Raw genomic sequence first — 14,344 nt, 5'->3', positions numbered from 1 at the left:
GCCTAAAAGCTCGAGTCTGGTTCTTGCAAAAAAGCGATTTCTTGTTGGGTAGATTCTCTGCCTAAAATTTCATTACGATGTGGATAACGGCCAAATCTGTCTATGATCACTTTATGTTTCAGCTCGAATTCTAGATTATTTTCATTGCCATACGCTGTATAGAGCTTTACTGCTTCTTCATGAATGCGTTTTGACTCACTGTGCATGAATGGAAGATAAAAGAAGCTGCGTTTATCAACCTCAACTAATTTATCAAAACCATTTTTAATGGCTTGCTGAGCAAGTGCCAAGGCGAGCGGATCTGCAGCAAAAGCTTGTGGCGTATCTCGATGTATATTCCTGGAAAATTGATCGAGTACAAGCACTTCTGCAAGACTAGACTCTGCATTCTCTCGCCATTCAAACAACTCTCCTAGAACCGCTTGTTGATGTAATGCGCCAAAGCGTCGAACAATTTCAGTATCAAACGCTAAATCTTTTTGCCACCACATCTTTGGTGAGATTTCATTAAACCAAAAATCGAGTACTTGCGGGTACATAACGAACATCCTAACTAACTATTTATGCTTAACTTTATAACTCTTTTCTTCTTAGCACAAAGAAATGATAACCGAACTGCGACCCATCATGTGATTGATAAATATCGAGCTCTCTTTGAATATCTTTGATTGCCTGTGACTCTGGCATACTGGCTTTTAGCGCATTCACCCTTGCTTGCAAGGGCTGCCAATAGTTTTGCCAAGCTTTGTCACTAATTGTGAAGTCATCTAACACCTCAAAAGCCTGTTTTTTAGCTTGCATAAAACGCGTATCAACATTTGTCATAGCTGGATATTCAGTTGACCAAAATGATTGATACTTTTCACTTGGCTTAGAAGTTAACCAAACTAAATCACTGACAATAATCTAACCATTAGTCTTGAGCACAGTTTGCCAGTGCTTTAGAGCTTCTTCAAAACCCATAATATAGACACAGTTTTCTGCCAAAATTGCATCAAAACTATTTGCCTTAAATGGCAGTTCAGACATACTCGCACACATGGGGGTAACCTGTTTTGTGAAACCCTTACTATCTATCAACTCTGCTAAGTTTGTTACTGCAATGGGTTCGTTATCAATGGCTGTGTTCTGAGCGTTAAAATACTCTGCCAATAAACAAGTCGATAAACCTTTACCACTGCCGATTTCTAAAATGCTATCAGCTTTACTCGGAATATGTGCAATCGCTTTGAGCGTATCAATGTCGTCTCCGGGCCCCCAACGAGTCAAAGGTTCAAAACGGTTAGGAAGTCTTGCATATATTGGTCGTGTGTATTCATATCTTTTGATAACTACCTGATTCTTTGCGCTTCTTTTTCAGTAAACCCTGCTGTAATAACCATTCATAGTCCGCTTGTGGAGCAAGTTCATTTAATTGCGCATGAAAGTCACGATTAGAACTTTCCCCCAGTAAACCAGAAAGTAATTTCTCGCTTTCTGTTTTTGCACTATTTCTTCATCTAACAAGCGCAGTCTTTCACTTAAAATATCTTTCTCTAATTTGCCATTCAGACAGGCAATACACTCTTTAAGTGATAATCCACCAGCTTGTAACTGCATGGTTAAAATTAAACGCTGAGCATCCAATTCGGTGTAAACCCGATAACCATTGTCTAAACGTTGACCTCTAATGACACCTAATTTCTCGAAGTACAACACGGTCGTTCTTGATACACCTACACGTTTTGCAAGTTCGGAGATTAAAAACATATAGCCCATTCTGAGTGTATAAATTAAAGCGTAATTAAGATTAGCTTGTTTCGATGATGAAAGCATAAAGTGTAAAGTAGTAGACAGGTCAAACAAAAAAGCCAAGCGAAGCTTGGCTTTTTCAATTATCACGCAAATTTATTCATAACTATAACTTAACGTCACACCCGAATAGGCTTTATAGGCTTTTACGCCAAAGTGCCACTCGCCTGCTTTTGGGTTTATGAGCGTGCATGTCTCACTGTTGCCATCTTTATAAGGACGACATTCATAACTGGAACTATTGGGTGCAGAACCACTTTTAACATATAGGTCCGCGTCGCCAGTGCCACCAGAAATAGTGACCGTCATTTTGCTTACACCACTGGGTAAAGTTGCACTTCGATATTGCCATTTACCGGTACTCGCAGACAGGTTTGTAAAGGTATCAGACCCGCCATTACCTCCGCTGCCATTATTGCTATAGGTTGCTTTTAAGCTCACACCACTAAATGCGCTGTAACCTTTAACGACCACGTAGTATTTACCCGTTTTCACAGCATCAATACTGCAAGTTTCATTATTGCCATTTTTATAAGGGCGGCAGTCGTATGAACTCGACGTTGGTTTGCTGCCATAACGCACATACATATCGGCATCACCAGCTCCACCAGACATTTCAACTAATAAAGCATTTTGACCAGCTGGCACGTCAATATAAAAACCTAGCTCTTGCGATTTATTACCGCTGATATTTGTTGCAGCAACACCACTTGTTAACTCCGTATCACCCACAGGTTGATCTATCACACCAGTATCAATTTTAGTTAATCCGTTAGTCGCTTTAACTAAGTTAAGTACATCACCTGCCCCTGAGGCATACCACCAATTAACATTATTGGGTAGCAAGGTTGGATTTGCATCTCGATCAGCTTTTGAAAGTGTGTTTGCAGTAGAGTTAAATTGTGCAGTTCTCACATCAAGCTTATCACTTGATACCGTGAGCACTTTGAATTGTTGAATACTGGCAAGATCAATCGTCCAAGATTTAGGTTCGTTGGCACTACGGGCAGGCGCCCCCCAACTTCCTTCCCCTACAAACACAGTACCGCCACTGGTTGTACTCGTAAAATTGTTACCACTTGGTTTCAGTGCTTGTGTCACTTTGTTGATGTGCGTATCAGATTCAACCACCAAATTCATTTTATGGTTATAGAAATGATTTGCCCACCAAGTATGCAAAATGGTGTTGTCTGATTTACCTGAATAATGCGGGAACATTGGCTTATGGTATTGTGCTACGCGCCAACTTACTGAGCCACCAGAGCTTTGCAGATCTTGTTGCAACCAATTATTCATTGCTGTTGCATAACTCGACCAGCCCGAGTTTTTATATTGAGAATTTAACGTATATACACGTAATAATGGCGAAACGTTAAATGCACCATAGGTATCTTTCGCGTCACAGACATTATTGTTGTCGTAATCCACACCAAACACCTGGCACAGTGTTTTGTAGTTATCATCTTCATGATTACCATGTGTGGCAACAAACGGGTAGATCCGTTTGTAACTCAGCCCGTCAATGCTATCTGACGAGAAAGTAAGCTGCCAATCATTGAGGTAACTGCTCATTTCAGAAGCGGTGTTTGCATTGGTATAGTCGCCGCCATGCATAATAAACAGTGGACGGATCTTAGCGACTAACTTATTACCATTTTGTCGATTCGTCCATCCAGTGCGTGTATCTCCACCAGCGATTGCAATAAAGGGGGAGCTGTCATTCGGAGCTGTTTTGAACCACAGACGCTGCCCACACCCCGAATCATCACAGACGCGATAATACACGGCTTTATTCGCAGATAACCCTGTGAGCTTTACAAATTTACTTTGTAAAGAACCATCGAAGGTATGGCTAGCTGTCACGTTCTTTCTTTGCCATAAAGACTCATCTGTCGATACGCCATATTTGACATAATGATTTGAGCTGCCATTAGGTGTAAAGCCGATAGTCGCTTGACTCTGTGGGGCGTTATCCCAAATGAGACGATGATATTTACTGCCTGCTTGCGCGTTAAACGCACCAAGCAAAGCAAATGATATAGCGACCTTGCTATAAGTTTTCATAGTTGTTCCTTAGTACTGATGTTGCTGTTAAAAAATCGTCTTATATCAATCCTCTTAATTAAATGATCTATTTTGAGTATTGGTATTAAATTGACGGGTTTAATGTACATTAGCCTCCTTAATCGAATTGGGTAATTCGGAAGTTACTAACATCACAAATGCAGCATTTCTGTAGGGAAGAGTATGAAAACGCCCTTGATAAAAATCGACAGCAATCGCACCTTTATCTAGATGGCGATAATGCCCACCTAAAGGTCGCTCTGCGTCTTGAGTCCAATAATCGCCCGCTTTTATATGACGAAAATAATCTGTAGAAAGCATTGCTTGCTGAGGTTTATCTTGAGTTTGTAAGATTGCTTCTACTTCTTGTTTTGTCGGTAAGCGCCAACCTGTTACTTTACAAAGCTCAATTTGATTTGCTTTACGGATCAAGTCTTGGGTATCGCATCGGTTCGGCTCAAAATAGCAATCGCCGCTATCTTTTACGCCTATTTGGTCGTTTAACCACGAATAACTCCAGTAACCATCATGGATGGATTCATCGTCACGCTTCACTTCCCATAACAGATTTTGTTTTTCATCGTAAACGCAAGCCCAAGGGCCCTTCCACGCAGCCATCAACTGACCATCTTTATCAACTTTATAAAATTTATTATCTAGGGGTATACTCGGCGCTCTCTGAGTTAGATGCCCAACAGCTAAGCAAACCGAAAAAAAAACAATAGAAAGTAATAATCGTTTAAGCATCATAACTTTCCTTTTTGACTGAGCGCCGAGTAATCCAATTTCAAAGGCCTCTGGTGACGAGTATGTGCGATTTGTGCGTGGTCAAAAGCGGCAACCCACAAACAAACGCCCTGCTCTAACGCTACGTCATATTCAGAACCTGTTTTGTTCCTTCTCGCAACTTCTAATGTCCAATACCCGTCTTGCCAATGACCTTTTGCTGTGACATCGCCTCGGTCTCCTTCAAAGCGATTCGAACGATAAAGTACCGAACTTAATAAAGTGCCTTCAGGGAAGGTATCTAGCAATGGTTTATAAGGTTTACTTGAGAACCAAGGTAAAACGGCTTGTTCAATATGTTGGTTATCAACTCTATACATGTGCTGATATTCAGGTAATGGCAAACGCTTGGGGATGACTTTGTTTTTGTCGTACCAAAGCCAATTCATTACATACGCACCACTTTCTTTACCATCTGCAAAGTAACCTGCGGTATAACGCCTATCTCCAGATTTAGCAATTCTTGGCGCGGCAATGACATTGTCATCCATTTGTACCATGTCGTTGGTGCGTAGAGCTTTCCAATGCCAAAGGTCACGTACTCTGCCATCGAGTGCACCATGGTAGCCTTTGCCATGCCAATTGGCAGGTTTGCCTTTGATGGGTGACTTTCCTAAATGCGCTGTGCCATCGCCGCCATGGTCACAACTCTGACTAAGCAAAACTGCAAATTTATCTTCGTAATAGCGAGTTTCATTGAATATATGGAAGCCTTGTTGCTTCACTTGCCACTGTTGATTTAATTTAACCAATGGCAGGTGGGTTAGACTTTTAGTCTCATCTTGCCAACGAAATAAGAAATAGCTCTCGACATCGTTGCTGGCAATCTTTATTTGTACGGGTGTATAACCGTTATTGAAGTTTGCCCCGCCGTAGGTGTTAATTGTTTTCCATTCGATATTTTGCCAAAAAGGCTCTGAATCTTGTCCATCGATTGCAATAAAGTCTGAATGTTCAAGTGGTAACACCTGAAAGCTTAGAGATTTATTTTGCTCAAAAATAAATAAGCCTGTACCTGCCAGCAAGCCAAAACTAATGAGATGCCATTTAAATCTCACTATCGCTTTTATTTGGAAGAGTTTACTTACTAATTTTTTGCCTAATGTTAAGAAGTAAACGTAACTATGCAATATCAAGAAGAGTATGATCGCTAAAGCACTCAGGTAATGAACTGTTGAGATCCATACATTGGCTAAGTCTAACCATCGGATAAAGCCCGAGATTAAACTAACAAGAAGAACGATATAACCAAACCAGTTTACTGATCGATGATACTTATTATTTGTTGTTTTATGCTCAAACGTTAAGCGGTAAAGAATAAAACAGACACTCGCTAAAGCAAGTGTAATCCCAGAATAATAGTGAACGGTATGCATTTTACCTTGCGGCAAAACATGGGCTAGAAATGAAAAGTGATCATACTGTAACAAGCTGACTCTCAAACCTGTTATCAAGGAGAGTGTTACAGTAATCATAACGATTAAATGCAGAATAATAAAAAGGTGTCGATTGGCTCTTTTCACTTGCAAACTGTTTATCCACTTGGCTGTATCAAAATTGGAGCCACACCCTAAATGAATTAATTTACAAAAAAATTACATTTCTCTTATGTTTTTATGTGTAAGAATTAAATCACAACTAAACTAAAAGGAATAAGTAACAAAAAAATAGTTAAATAATCGTTAACTGTTGCCAAATACCCCTAATTCCCCATAGTATTCAAATAAATCATCTACAATAAAAACAATAACCCGGGAGGTGATATTTATGAGAATGCGCCAAAAGCTGATAGCTAGCTTTGTATTAACTGTGATTGTCCCTATCTTAGCAATTTCAATTGTGAGCATTTCACAAACCAAAACCGAATCTTTAGAGCGCTTTATCGATAGCTCAAGTAGTGAGATACGGCAGGTCGAAAACACATTCAATTTATTCTTTGATCAAATGAAGAATAATACTCGCTTTTTAGCGCAAAGCAGCACAGTCACTTCGGTTTCAGAAAACACCTCGACTTACTTTGGTACTGAAAAAATGATGGACCCGCGTTCAGCAGGAAAAGAAGAAGCTGAAATTTTTGAGTTGTTTGAATCGTTCGGACAAACTCATGAAGAACTCCTATTTGTATACTTAGGCACTCAATATGGTGGTTTCATTCAATACCCTGCCGAACCCTTAGGAAATTACGATCCGCGTAAACGTCCTTGGTACAAACAAGTTACGCAAAATCCGAGTGAAGTCATTGTAACTGAGCCGTATCAAGGTGTAACAGGTCAAGCCATGGTGAGTGTGGCAACGGCGATTAAAAAGTCAGGGCAAACGATAGGTGTACAGTCGCTCGATGTTACCTTATCTACTCTAACTGATATTGTGAGCAACATTCGTTTAGGTGAAACTGGGTATTTAATGTTATTGGATGGTCAAGGTACAGTCCTAGCAGATCCTAAAAATCCTGATAACAACTTTAAATCAATTAACAAATTAAACTCGCCTATTTTCAATGCGATCAAAGCGAATAAAAATCAGCCTTTGATCAATATTGAAGGAAGCAATAAAACCATGGTTGCTCAGTTGTACCATTCAGATGAATTGAATTGGACATTTGTCGCCATCATTGATGAAGACGAAATTCTGTCTTCTGCCTACAACATGTCTTATAGCATCAGTGTGATTGCAGTGCTCATGTTAATCGTCTTTGTCATTATCGCGGTGGTGTTAGCAAATAAAATTGTTTACCCAATCGAAATGGTATCTGAAGGCTTGAAAGAAATAGCGCAAGGCGAAGGTAATTTGTCGAAACGCCTTAAAGTCATAGGTAACGATGAAATCAGCGAACTTGCCTCTTGGTTCAACCAATTCTTAAATTCAATTAATGAATTAGTTAAAGACATTCAAAACAACGCAGCTACGTTAAATGATGAAGCGCAAAGCTCAAAATCACGTATCAGTGAGATTCGACAACGCTGCCAAACGCAACTAGACCAAGCGCAACAAGCAACATACACTACCGAGTCAGTTGAGAGCATGGCCATAACCATTAGCCAAAACTGTGGTGATGCTTTAAATGCGATTGAAACGACTGATTCTCATGCTCAAAATGGTAATGATTTAATTAAGCAGACGGTTTCACAAGTTGCACAACTTCATGGTTCTTTGGGCGAATCAGCCGGCGCTATGAGTGACCTTGAGAAGCAATCAAATAACATCACCAATATTCTAGAAGTAATTAGAAATATCGCAGAACAGACTAACTTACTAGCACTTAATGCCGCTATCGAAGCTGCCCGTGCAGGAGAACAAGGTCGAGGCTTTGCTGTTGTTGCTGACGAAGTTAGAACACTGGCACAACGCTCTCATGATGCGACGCAAGATATTGAAAAAGTACTTACCGAATTAATTGATCAAACGCGCAGTGTTTCTCAACAAATGACGTCCAGTGTCGCTGACTCAGAGCAAGCCATTGAATGCTCGGAACAGGCACATCAAAGTTTTGACGTAATCGCTGAATCTGTTCGTTTAGTGCAGAATTTTATTGCGCAAATTGCCGAGCAAGCTAAACAGCAAGGTGATACAGCAAGTGAGACCAAACATACCATTTCTGGGGTTAATGACTCAGCTCAGCATGTAGGCGAAGCTGCTTATAACCTCTCTGCTGGTGCAACTCAATTAGTAGAACTTGCAAATAGCCTCAATAGACTAGTTGGTAGATTTGATATAAACTAAGCAAGAAAGTAGAGCTGCAATATAAAGTACGCTGCTCTACTTTTTAATCATAAATTTACGATAATGTCTTCCATATTCTCTCTAGCAAATGCCATCTCCTTATCTTTGTTAGGCATATTCAAACCCTCAGCATAAATGAACTCAATGTCTGTGATCCCTAAAAGCGCAAAAAACGATTTAATATGTGTAGTTTATGAGTCATTATCAGTACATGCATAAATTCCGCCACGTGCAGCTAACACTATCACCTTCTTATTTGCTATCAGGCCAACAGGGCCTTGTTCTGTGAATTTAAACGTCACACCCGCTCTGGCGATCCTATCCATCCAGGCTTTAAACTGTGAAGGCACACCAAAGTTATACATAGGCAAGCCAATCACCAAAACATCGCTTTGCTGCACTTCTTTGATCAAATTATCAGATAAATTAGCCAAAGATTTTTGTTCACTGTTTCTCTGCGCTTCAGGCGTCATCCAAGCAAGCATTTCTGTTTGGTTCAAGTGTTCCAGCGGCTCATTAACTAGATCGCGATGTGTAACTGTTAACTCAAACTTATTTGATAATCTGTCGACAAACTCACTGCTCAAAATATAAGAATTACCAACGTCATGATTAATTGATGTGTTAATTTATAACCTGAGTTTTGGGTAATAAATCTATCACCAGCGGCTACTTTTAATGCTTTCTGCGTTGAATTTACTCGCAATAGACTAGCTATTGACTCGTAAATTCGCCTTGTTAGCCCTAAAAGTTTCCGGCTGCAGAGTTGAACAAATTTACTAATTCAATATCGCTAGACTACTAAATCTCTTAACCAGAGCTCAGGTTAAAACATTTTTCATCTGTATTCACCTTAAGTCATTTCAATAACTCCAGTCTATGTTGGGCAGAAAATGTTAAACAGCTATAAATTTTGAACACTCTAATCAAAATTTTTGAATAGATTAAATGTGTATTTTGCACCTATGCTGTAAATAGCTAATCAACTGACTTGAGTTACTAATGGCATTAAAATTATCCGCAACAGAACATGATATTGGTGGCCTAAACGTAAAACGTTTACTTCCCCACATGAAAAAACGCATGGTTGGGCCATTTATATTTTTTGACCATATGGGCCCGACTACTTTTTCTCAAGGTGAAGGAATTGATGTCAAACCGCATCCGCACATCGGCCTTTCTACTTTGACTTATTTAATTGAAGGTAAAATTTTACATAGAGATTCATTGGGTAATAACTTAGAAATCGCACCAGGTGATGTGAATTGGATGACAGCTGGTTCAGGTATTACCCACTCTGAAAGAGAAAGCGTCGAAACAAGGGCAAGCGAACACGCTCTCAACGGCTTACAATCTTGGATTGCCTTACCAGCACAACATGAAGATATTGTGCCTACATTCACGCATGTGAAGCGAGAAGCCTTGCCAAAAATAGTTAAAGATGGCGTTATGACCCGCCTCATAGCGGGTAATGCCTATGGTTTAAGATCACCAATCAAAACCTATTCAGAAATGTTTTATCTAGATGTAATTGGTGCTGAAGGTAAAACAATTGACGTACCCAACCCAGACTTTGAAACCGCACTCTATGTTTTATATGGTCAAGTCATGGTCAATGACGAGACTATCTATCCAAATGAGCTTGTATTATTAGAAGATACAGAAACAACGATTAAGTTTGCTAAAAACAGCCGTGTTATTTTACTGGGTGGAGAGAAATGGCAGCATGTGCCTTATATTCATTGGAACTTTGTATCGTTTAGTAAAGAAAAAATAGAACAAGCAAAACAAAAATGGATAGATGGTAAATTTCCAGAGATCCCATCTGATAAACTAGAACGTGTGGAGTATTAAAGATAAATCTCCCTCAGCCAAATTTTAACTGAGGGAGCCGCTTTTCTAAGGAAATGAATATCGAATAATACGTTTTAAGACTGAGCCGTATTGGCGCCAAAATCCGCCCGTATTGTAGTGAATACCGTGCTGCTGAAAGATTTGTTGTACTTTCGGGGCTATTTCTGGGTAGCGCTTCGCCGGTAAGTCTGGAAACAAATGATGTTCAATCTGAAAGCTTAAATGCCCTGTTAAAATGTGAAACCATGTGCGACCTTTCAGGTTTGATGAGCCCAAAGCTTGTCGATAATACCACTGCCCTTTACTTTCATTTTTACACTCTTCTTCTGTGAAAGTATGAACATGCTCCGTAAAATGACCGCAAAAAATAATGGTTGAAGTCCATAAGTTTCTTAATAAATTTGCTATCAAGTTACCACAAAAAACCCATAGAAAGAGCGGCCCTGCAAGAAGTGGAAAAATGATATAATCTTTAACCAGTTGCTTAGCCCCTTTACTAAAGAAGCGTTTTTTAAGCTCTGCGTGTGATACTTTATTATCTCGGTTGTCTTTCTTTTTACCAAAGAAAACACGCTCCGCCGCCATTTCATGATATGAAACGCCCCACTGAAAAAGCACACTCAGTAAAACGTAAGTAATAAACTGCCAAAGGTTTTTCACACGCCACCTGAAGTCATTCGATAACCTCAAAAGGCCATAACCAAAGTCTCTGTCTTTACCGATTATATTGGTATAAGTGTGATGTTCGTAGTTATGTACCCTGTTCCAACTACTACCATCACAGGCAATATCCCATTCATAGGCACGAGAATTAATGAACTTGTCGTTCATCCAGTCATATTGACCATGCATCACGTTATGACCAATTTCCATATTGTCTAAAATCTTGCCTATTGCAAGACTTAAGACCCCCACGACCCAAAGTAACGGCTGCCAGAATCCTAACATCAATAAAATTCTGCCGCTCCACTCATATACTCTCTGCCAGACAATGACTTTACGAATATAGTTCGCATCTTCTTGTCCGACTTTTGTTTGCACTTGTTGTTTTACTTCATCAAGTTGCAAAGCAAGCTGGTCAAAATTCACTTGTTTCATAATTCTAACTCCAAATCTGTCACGGCTTGAGTTACACACAATTGGATCAGCTCCTCGCTATTGTCTGACAAACTACCATCACGTATATCTCGGACAATACCTTTCTTTTTTAGACACTGACATTGATGACAAATACCCATTCCACAGCCATATGTCACAGGCTTATTGTGCGATTGAAATTCACTTAATAACGAATCTTGGTTACTGACTTCTAAGTCACCATGATTGAGTTTTACCTTGAATCTTGCAGCTTCATTTACAGATTGAGTTGGCCTAATTGCTTGAAAATGTTCTGCTCTGATGGGTATTTGACGTGACTTACAGAATTTTCCAGCTTCAACGAACATTTCTTCTGGTCCACAGACGAGAAGCTCTTCGGTATGTTCTACTGAAACATATTTGGTAAATGAACCATGTCCACTGCGATGAAGTAGCTCAAAACTAAAATTAGGAAGAGCAGTCATAAACTTCTCTAAAACTTCCACCATTAAATGCCCGTTAGGCTTTGCGTAATACAATAAATGAATGTGATTCTGCGTATTTGCTTGTAAGTCATCCAACATTGCAATGAATGGGGTAATGCCAGAACCGCCCGCTAACAATGTCGTATGATTGCTTTGCTCATCAAATATAAATTCTCCCATTGGCTCGGAAATATTAACCCAGCTGTTCATAGCTAACTCACCAAGATACGGAGTGAAGTTACCCTTATCATGAGTGCGGATCACCAGATCAATCAAACCCGTTTCTTTTAATTTTTTCGCCCCAGACGCAATGGTGAATACCCGTGAAATCAGCCGACCTTGTTGCTCTGTTGTCAAAGAAATGTGCTGGCCGGCTGTGTGTATTGGCCATTTTCTCTCTGGTTTTAGGGTTATTTTGAGTGCATTTTCGCAGAGAACTCGAATGCTTTTAACTTGTGCCCGAAAATAACCGCTTCTCCACGATGGTTTGAAAACTTGTAAAACAGGCTCGAAATAACCTGTTAAATCTTTGTGATGAAATAAATTTTTTGAAATGAATCGTGAGATATTTTGCATGTCAAAACCATTTTAGCTTACACGTGTACGCCCATTGAGCGAACAAGTGTAAGCTGAATATTTTAAAATGCAATTTTTTTTGGTTAATTTCTCTAAAAACTAGTTTTAAGCACCTTAATGCTATTGGTAGCTGAAATTTATAACAACAATAAGCTCACATTGATAATTTTCGATAATTTAATGTTACTGAAATCAATCCAACCGGATTTCCTCTTCGTACATAATTATTCTATTCGGAGTTATACATGTATTTAGATAAACAAATCGTTAATTTACCTATTCCACCTGAAAGTTGCCTAGATGAGAAGCAAAGAATGTTGCTTACAAGAGACCGGAATTCATTTTTTAAAACCGTCGATTTTGTTCATGCCTCAATAAAATACATGGTCGATAATCATGTAGAAAAAATAAATGTGACAAATAAGCAAACGATTTTTATATATGATGATGGTGAACAAGAGTTTTGGATTGAGTGTAATAAAAACAGGAAAAATTTTAAGTTTCAGCTGATCGAAAATTCACCTATGCTTTTAGAAGATGAAGAATACATTACAATTTGTAAGCTTGCTCATTTAGTAAGGCAAGACCAACTTAAGAATTTCTAGTACTTTTCATAAAAAAGTTTGTGATTTATTTGTATTAATTTGTCCCACATTCTCTCAGACAGCCTTGGGTACAAATCGTAAAATTGATGACTAAACACTAAGTAACCATAATTCTCGACAATCGGTGTTTTATTTTCTACAAAGCCAACCGGCAGTTTTTTATGGTTACAATCACTCAATGAAACGCCTACTCTGCCATTAAATAGCAATTCATGCGCTTTTTTTACTGATGTTGTTTCATAAATTTGGAAACCTTTGCTTTTTAAGTCTTCGACTAGAGAATAACCTCTTGGTACAGCTATGCCTTGCCGTTGTTTTGTTTTCAACTCTTGCCCATCCCACTCAAGTAAGACATTGTTACTATGTATAAAGCATGTGCTTGTATTAGAAAATGATCTGCTAGTGTCTATTGCCCCATTGTTTTGTTTAGGGTATTTGGCAAATTTAGCCCTTGCTTCTGAATAACGTGCAATTAGGGCATCCACTTTCCCTAGCTTAAGGTCGTTTAAACAACGATTCCAAGGCTCTCTAACAAATCTAATTTGAACATTGTGAAAATTGCTATCTAAATGCTGCAACATCTCTATAGCAGCACCTGGCTTTTTATCAGGAACATGAACACCTTCACCAATATAATGCGGAAATAGCTCTTTGCTTTCGTAACAGAAATTGAGTGTTGTGGCCTCTGATAAAAAGCTGATAAAAAAGCATACAAATAAAAAGCGTTTCTTAAACATGATCGTTCTTGTTTAATCTTTACCCTTAATTCTAGTCGTTTAACGACTAAAAGCTAAAATTTAAACCTCTGAGAAACAGGGATTTAAATAAGGTAGTTCGCAAAACAATTATTTTATAAATTTTTTATGTATACTAATGCAATAATATATTTGGTTATCTCATCAAAGATGAACCAATGGCATTAACTTTTCGAAAATGTTTTAACTCTTTGGCACTTTTTATTACCTTTCTTTTCTCTGTGCTCTCTTTTGCAGTACTTGCAAACAAGACATTCACAATAGCAGTCATCGGTAAAACCAAAAATGACTCTTTTGATGAACAGTCATTTAAAGGCTGCTTGCACTTTGCTGAGAAAAACAGCAACGTTAAATGTATTTATGATGGTGCGGATTACTATCAGGACGTTAGAACACAATCAATCATTATAAATGAGTTAGCCAATGAGAATGTCGATGCTTTTTTAATTTCAACCACTGACTCGGAGTATTTAGTTCCCCATTAATTAAAGCAATTAAAAATAAAGAATATTCCTGTAATCACCTTTGACTCTGAATTATTACCTCAACATGCTTCATACAGATTAGCTTACATCGGCACTAATAATTTTGATTTTGCCGTTGCTTTAGGTAACCTCAGATCTGTATAAGA

Annotated in this window: 15 protein-coding genes; 4 read left to right on the top strand and 11 right to left on the bottom strand. The window is 38.8% G+C overall.

Features of this window, described 5'->3' with window-relative positions:
* Positions 1 to 2 precede the first annotated feature (2 nt).
* The 7 genes from CWB72_RS11995 to CWB72_RS11975 form a co-directional block, all read right to left on the bottom strand.
* On the bottom strand, positions 3 to 539 hold the full coding sequence (locus CWB72_RS11995; RefSeq protein WP_138631663.1) for a DUF924 family protein: 537 nt from the start codon (positions 537 to 539) through the stop codon (positions 3 to 5).
* A gap of 34 nt (positions 540 to 573) precedes the next feature.
* On the bottom strand, positions 574 to 825 hold the full coding sequence (locus CWB72_RS20890) for a hypothetical protein (RefSeq protein WP_252371544.1): 252 nt from the start codon (positions 823 to 825) through the stop codon (positions 574 to 576).
* Between the two features lie 81 nt (positions 826 to 906).
* Positions 907 to 1,269 (bottom strand): class I SAM-dependent methyltransferase, encoded by a 363-nt coding sequence (locus tag CWB72_RS20885; protein WP_252371543.1) that lies wholly within the window; start codon positions 1,267 to 1,269, stop codon positions 907 to 909.
* A 141-nt stretch (positions 1,270 to 1,410) separates the two neighbouring features.
* Positions 1,411 to 1,749: a MerR family transcriptional regulator gene (locus CWB72_RS20880; RefSeq protein WP_252371542.1), complete on the bottom strand. Its 339-nt coding sequence runs from the start codon at positions 1,747 to 1,749 to the stop codon at positions 1,411 to 1,413.
* A gap of 138 nt (positions 1,750 to 1,887) precedes the next feature.
* The gene (locus CWB72_RS11985) at positions 1,888 to 3,855 is read right to left on the bottom strand and encodes a pre-peptidase C-terminal domain-containing protein (protein WP_138631661.1); all 1,968 of its coding nucleotides are present in this window, start codon (positions 3,853 to 3,855) and stop codon (positions 1,888 to 1,890) included.
* A gap of 99 nt (positions 3,856 to 3,954) precedes the next feature.
* Positions 3,955 to 4,605 (bottom strand): Lcl domain-containing protein, encoded by a 651-nt coding sequence (locus CWB72_RS11980; RefSeq protein WP_252371541.1) that lies wholly within the window; start codon positions 4,603 to 4,605, stop codon positions 3,955 to 3,957.
* On the bottom strand, positions 4,602 to 6,071 hold the full coding sequence (locus CWB72_RS11975; protein WP_252371540.1) for an ethylbenzene dehydrogenase-related protein: 1,470 nt from the start codon (positions 6,069 to 6,071) through the stop codon (positions 4,602 to 4,604). Before CWB72_RS11975 ends, CWB72_RS11980 begins: the two co-directional genes overlap by 4 nt.
* Before the next feature lie 337 nt (positions 6,072 to 6,408).
* Between CWB72_RS11975 and CWB72_RS11970 the strand changes: the two genes are divergently transcribed.
* Positions 6,409 to 8,361: a methyl-accepting chemotaxis protein gene (locus tag CWB72_RS11970; protein WP_138631659.1), complete on the top strand. Its 1,953-nt coding sequence runs from the start codon at positions 6,409 to 6,411 to the stop codon at positions 8,359 to 8,361.
* 191 nt (positions 8,362 to 8,552) lie between these two features.
* Here CWB72_RS11970 and CWB72_RS11965 read toward each other — a convergent pair whose 3' ends face one another.
* The gene (locus CWB72_RS11965) at positions 8,553 to 8,978 is read right to left on the bottom strand and encodes an FMN-dependent NADH-azoreductase (RefSeq protein ID WP_289508450.1); all 426 of its coding nucleotides are present in this window, start codon (positions 8,976 to 8,978) and stop codon (positions 8,553 to 8,555) included.
* 385 nt (positions 8,979 to 9,363) lie between these two features.
* Between CWB72_RS11965 and CWB72_RS11960 the strand changes: the two genes are divergently transcribed.
* Positions 9,364 to 10,215 (top strand): pirin family protein, encoded by an 852-nt coding sequence (locus tag CWB72_RS11960; RefSeq protein ID WP_138631657.1) that lies wholly within the window; start codon positions 9,364 to 9,366, stop codon positions 10,213 to 10,215.
* 45 nt (positions 10,216 to 10,260) lie between these two features.
* On the opposite strand, the gene CWB72_RS11955 is transcribed toward CWB72_RS11960, so the two are convergent.
* On the bottom strand, positions 10,261 to 11,313 hold the full coding sequence (locus CWB72_RS11955) for a fatty acid desaturase family protein (RefSeq protein WP_138631655.1): 1,053 nt from the start codon (positions 11,311 to 11,313) through the stop codon (positions 10,261 to 10,263).
* Positions 11,310 to 12,353 carry a flavin reductase family protein gene (locus CWB72_RS11950; RefSeq protein ID WP_138631653.1) on the bottom strand — a complete coding sequence of 348 codons (1,044 nt, stop codon included), beginning with the start codon at positions 12,351 to 12,353 and terminating at the stop codon, positions 11,310 to 11,312. Before CWB72_RS11950 ends, CWB72_RS11955 begins: the two co-directional genes overlap by 4 nt.
* A gap of 245 nt (positions 12,354 to 12,598) precedes the next feature.
* On the opposite strand from CWB72_RS11950, the gene CWB72_RS11945 reads away from it, so the two are divergent.
* Entirely contained in the window at positions 12,599 to 12,958 is a 360-nt protein-coding gene (locus tag CWB72_RS11945; RefSeq protein ID WP_138569107.1) for a hypothetical protein, read from the top strand.
* Here CWB72_RS11945 and CWB72_RS11940 read toward each other — a convergent pair.
* A complete protein-coding gene (locus CWB72_RS11940) occupies positions 12,955 to 13,695 on the bottom strand; it encodes an amino acid ABC transporter substrate-binding protein (RefSeq protein ID WP_138631651.1) in 741 nt (246 codons plus the stop codon). The two genes, CWB72_RS11945 and CWB72_RS11940, sit on opposite strands and share 4 nt — an antisense overlap.
* Before the next feature lie 176 nt (positions 13,696 to 13,871).
* Here CWB72_RS11940 and CWB72_RS11935 point away from each other — a divergent pair, with 176 nt between their 5' ends.
* Positions 13,872 to 14,198, top strand: coding sequence for a hypothetical protein (locus CWB72_RS11935; RefSeq protein WP_171037286.1), 327 nt, complete (start codon positions 13,872 to 13,874; stop codon positions 14,196 to 14,198).
* The last annotated feature ends 146 nt before the right edge of the window (positions 14,199 to 14,344 follow it).

Origin of the sequence: Pseudoalteromonas phenolica (assembly GCF_005886345.1) — a bacterium.
Classification (GTDB): Bacteria; Pseudomonadota; Gammaproteobacteria; order Enterobacterales; family Alteromonadaceae; genus Pseudoalteromonas; species Pseudoalteromonas phenolica_A.
The sequence above is the reverse complement of the archived record's forward strand: the minus strand, read 5'-3'. Positions and strand labels throughout refer to the sequence as shown.

What these genes read in the sequence shown, in the direction of transcription:
- CWB72_RS11950 (WP_138631653.1), bottom strand. Translation starts at nt 12,353, where the DNA reads ATGCAAAATATCTCACGATTCATTTCAAAAAATTTATTTCATCACAAA.
- CWB72_RS11985 (WP_138631661.1), bottom strand. Translation starts at nt 3,855, where the DNA reads ATGAAAACTTATAGCAAGGTCGCTATATCATTTGCTTTGCTTGGTGCG.
- CWB72_RS20880 (WP_252371542.1), bottom strand. Translation starts at nt 1,749, where the DNA reads ATGTTTTTAATCTCCGAACTTGCAAAACGTGTAGGTGTATCAAGAACG.
- CWB72_RS11935 (WP_171037286.1), top strand. Translation starts at nt 13,872, where the DNA reads ATGGCATTAACTTTTCGAAAATGTTTTAACTCTTTGGCACTTTTTATT.
- CWB72_RS11945 (WP_138569107.1), top strand. Translation starts at nt 12,599, where the DNA reads ATGTATTTAGATAAACAAATCGTTAATTTACCTATTCCACCTGAAAGT.
- CWB72_RS11970 (WP_138631659.1), top strand. Translation starts at nt 6,409, where the DNA reads ATGAGAATGCGCCAAAAGCTGATAGCTAGCTTTGTATTAACTGTGATT.
- CWB72_RS11940 (WP_138631651.1), bottom strand. Translation starts at nt 13,695, where the DNA reads ATGTTTAAGAAACGCTTTTTATTTGTATGCTTTTTTATCAGCTTTTTA.
- CWB72_RS11980 (WP_252371541.1), bottom strand. Translation starts at nt 4,605, where the DNA reads ATGATGCTTAAACGATTATTACTTTCTATTGTTTTTTTTTCGGTTTGC.
- CWB72_RS11955 (WP_138631655.1), bottom strand. Translation starts at nt 11,313, where the DNA reads ATGAAACAAGTGAATTTTGACCAGCTTGCTTTGCAACTTGATGAAGTA.
- CWB72_RS20890 (WP_252371544.1), bottom strand. Translation starts at nt 825, where the DNA reads ATGACAAATGTTGATACGCGTTTTATGCAAGCTAAAAAACAGGCTTTT.
- CWB72_RS11960 (WP_138631657.1), top strand. Translation starts at nt 9,364, where the DNA reads ATGGCATTAAAATTATCCGCAACAGAACATGATATTGGTGGCCTAAAC.
- CWB72_RS11995 (WP_138631663.1), bottom strand. Translation starts at nt 539, where the DNA reads ATGTACCCGCAAGTACTCGATTTTTGGTTTAATGAAATCTCACCAAAG.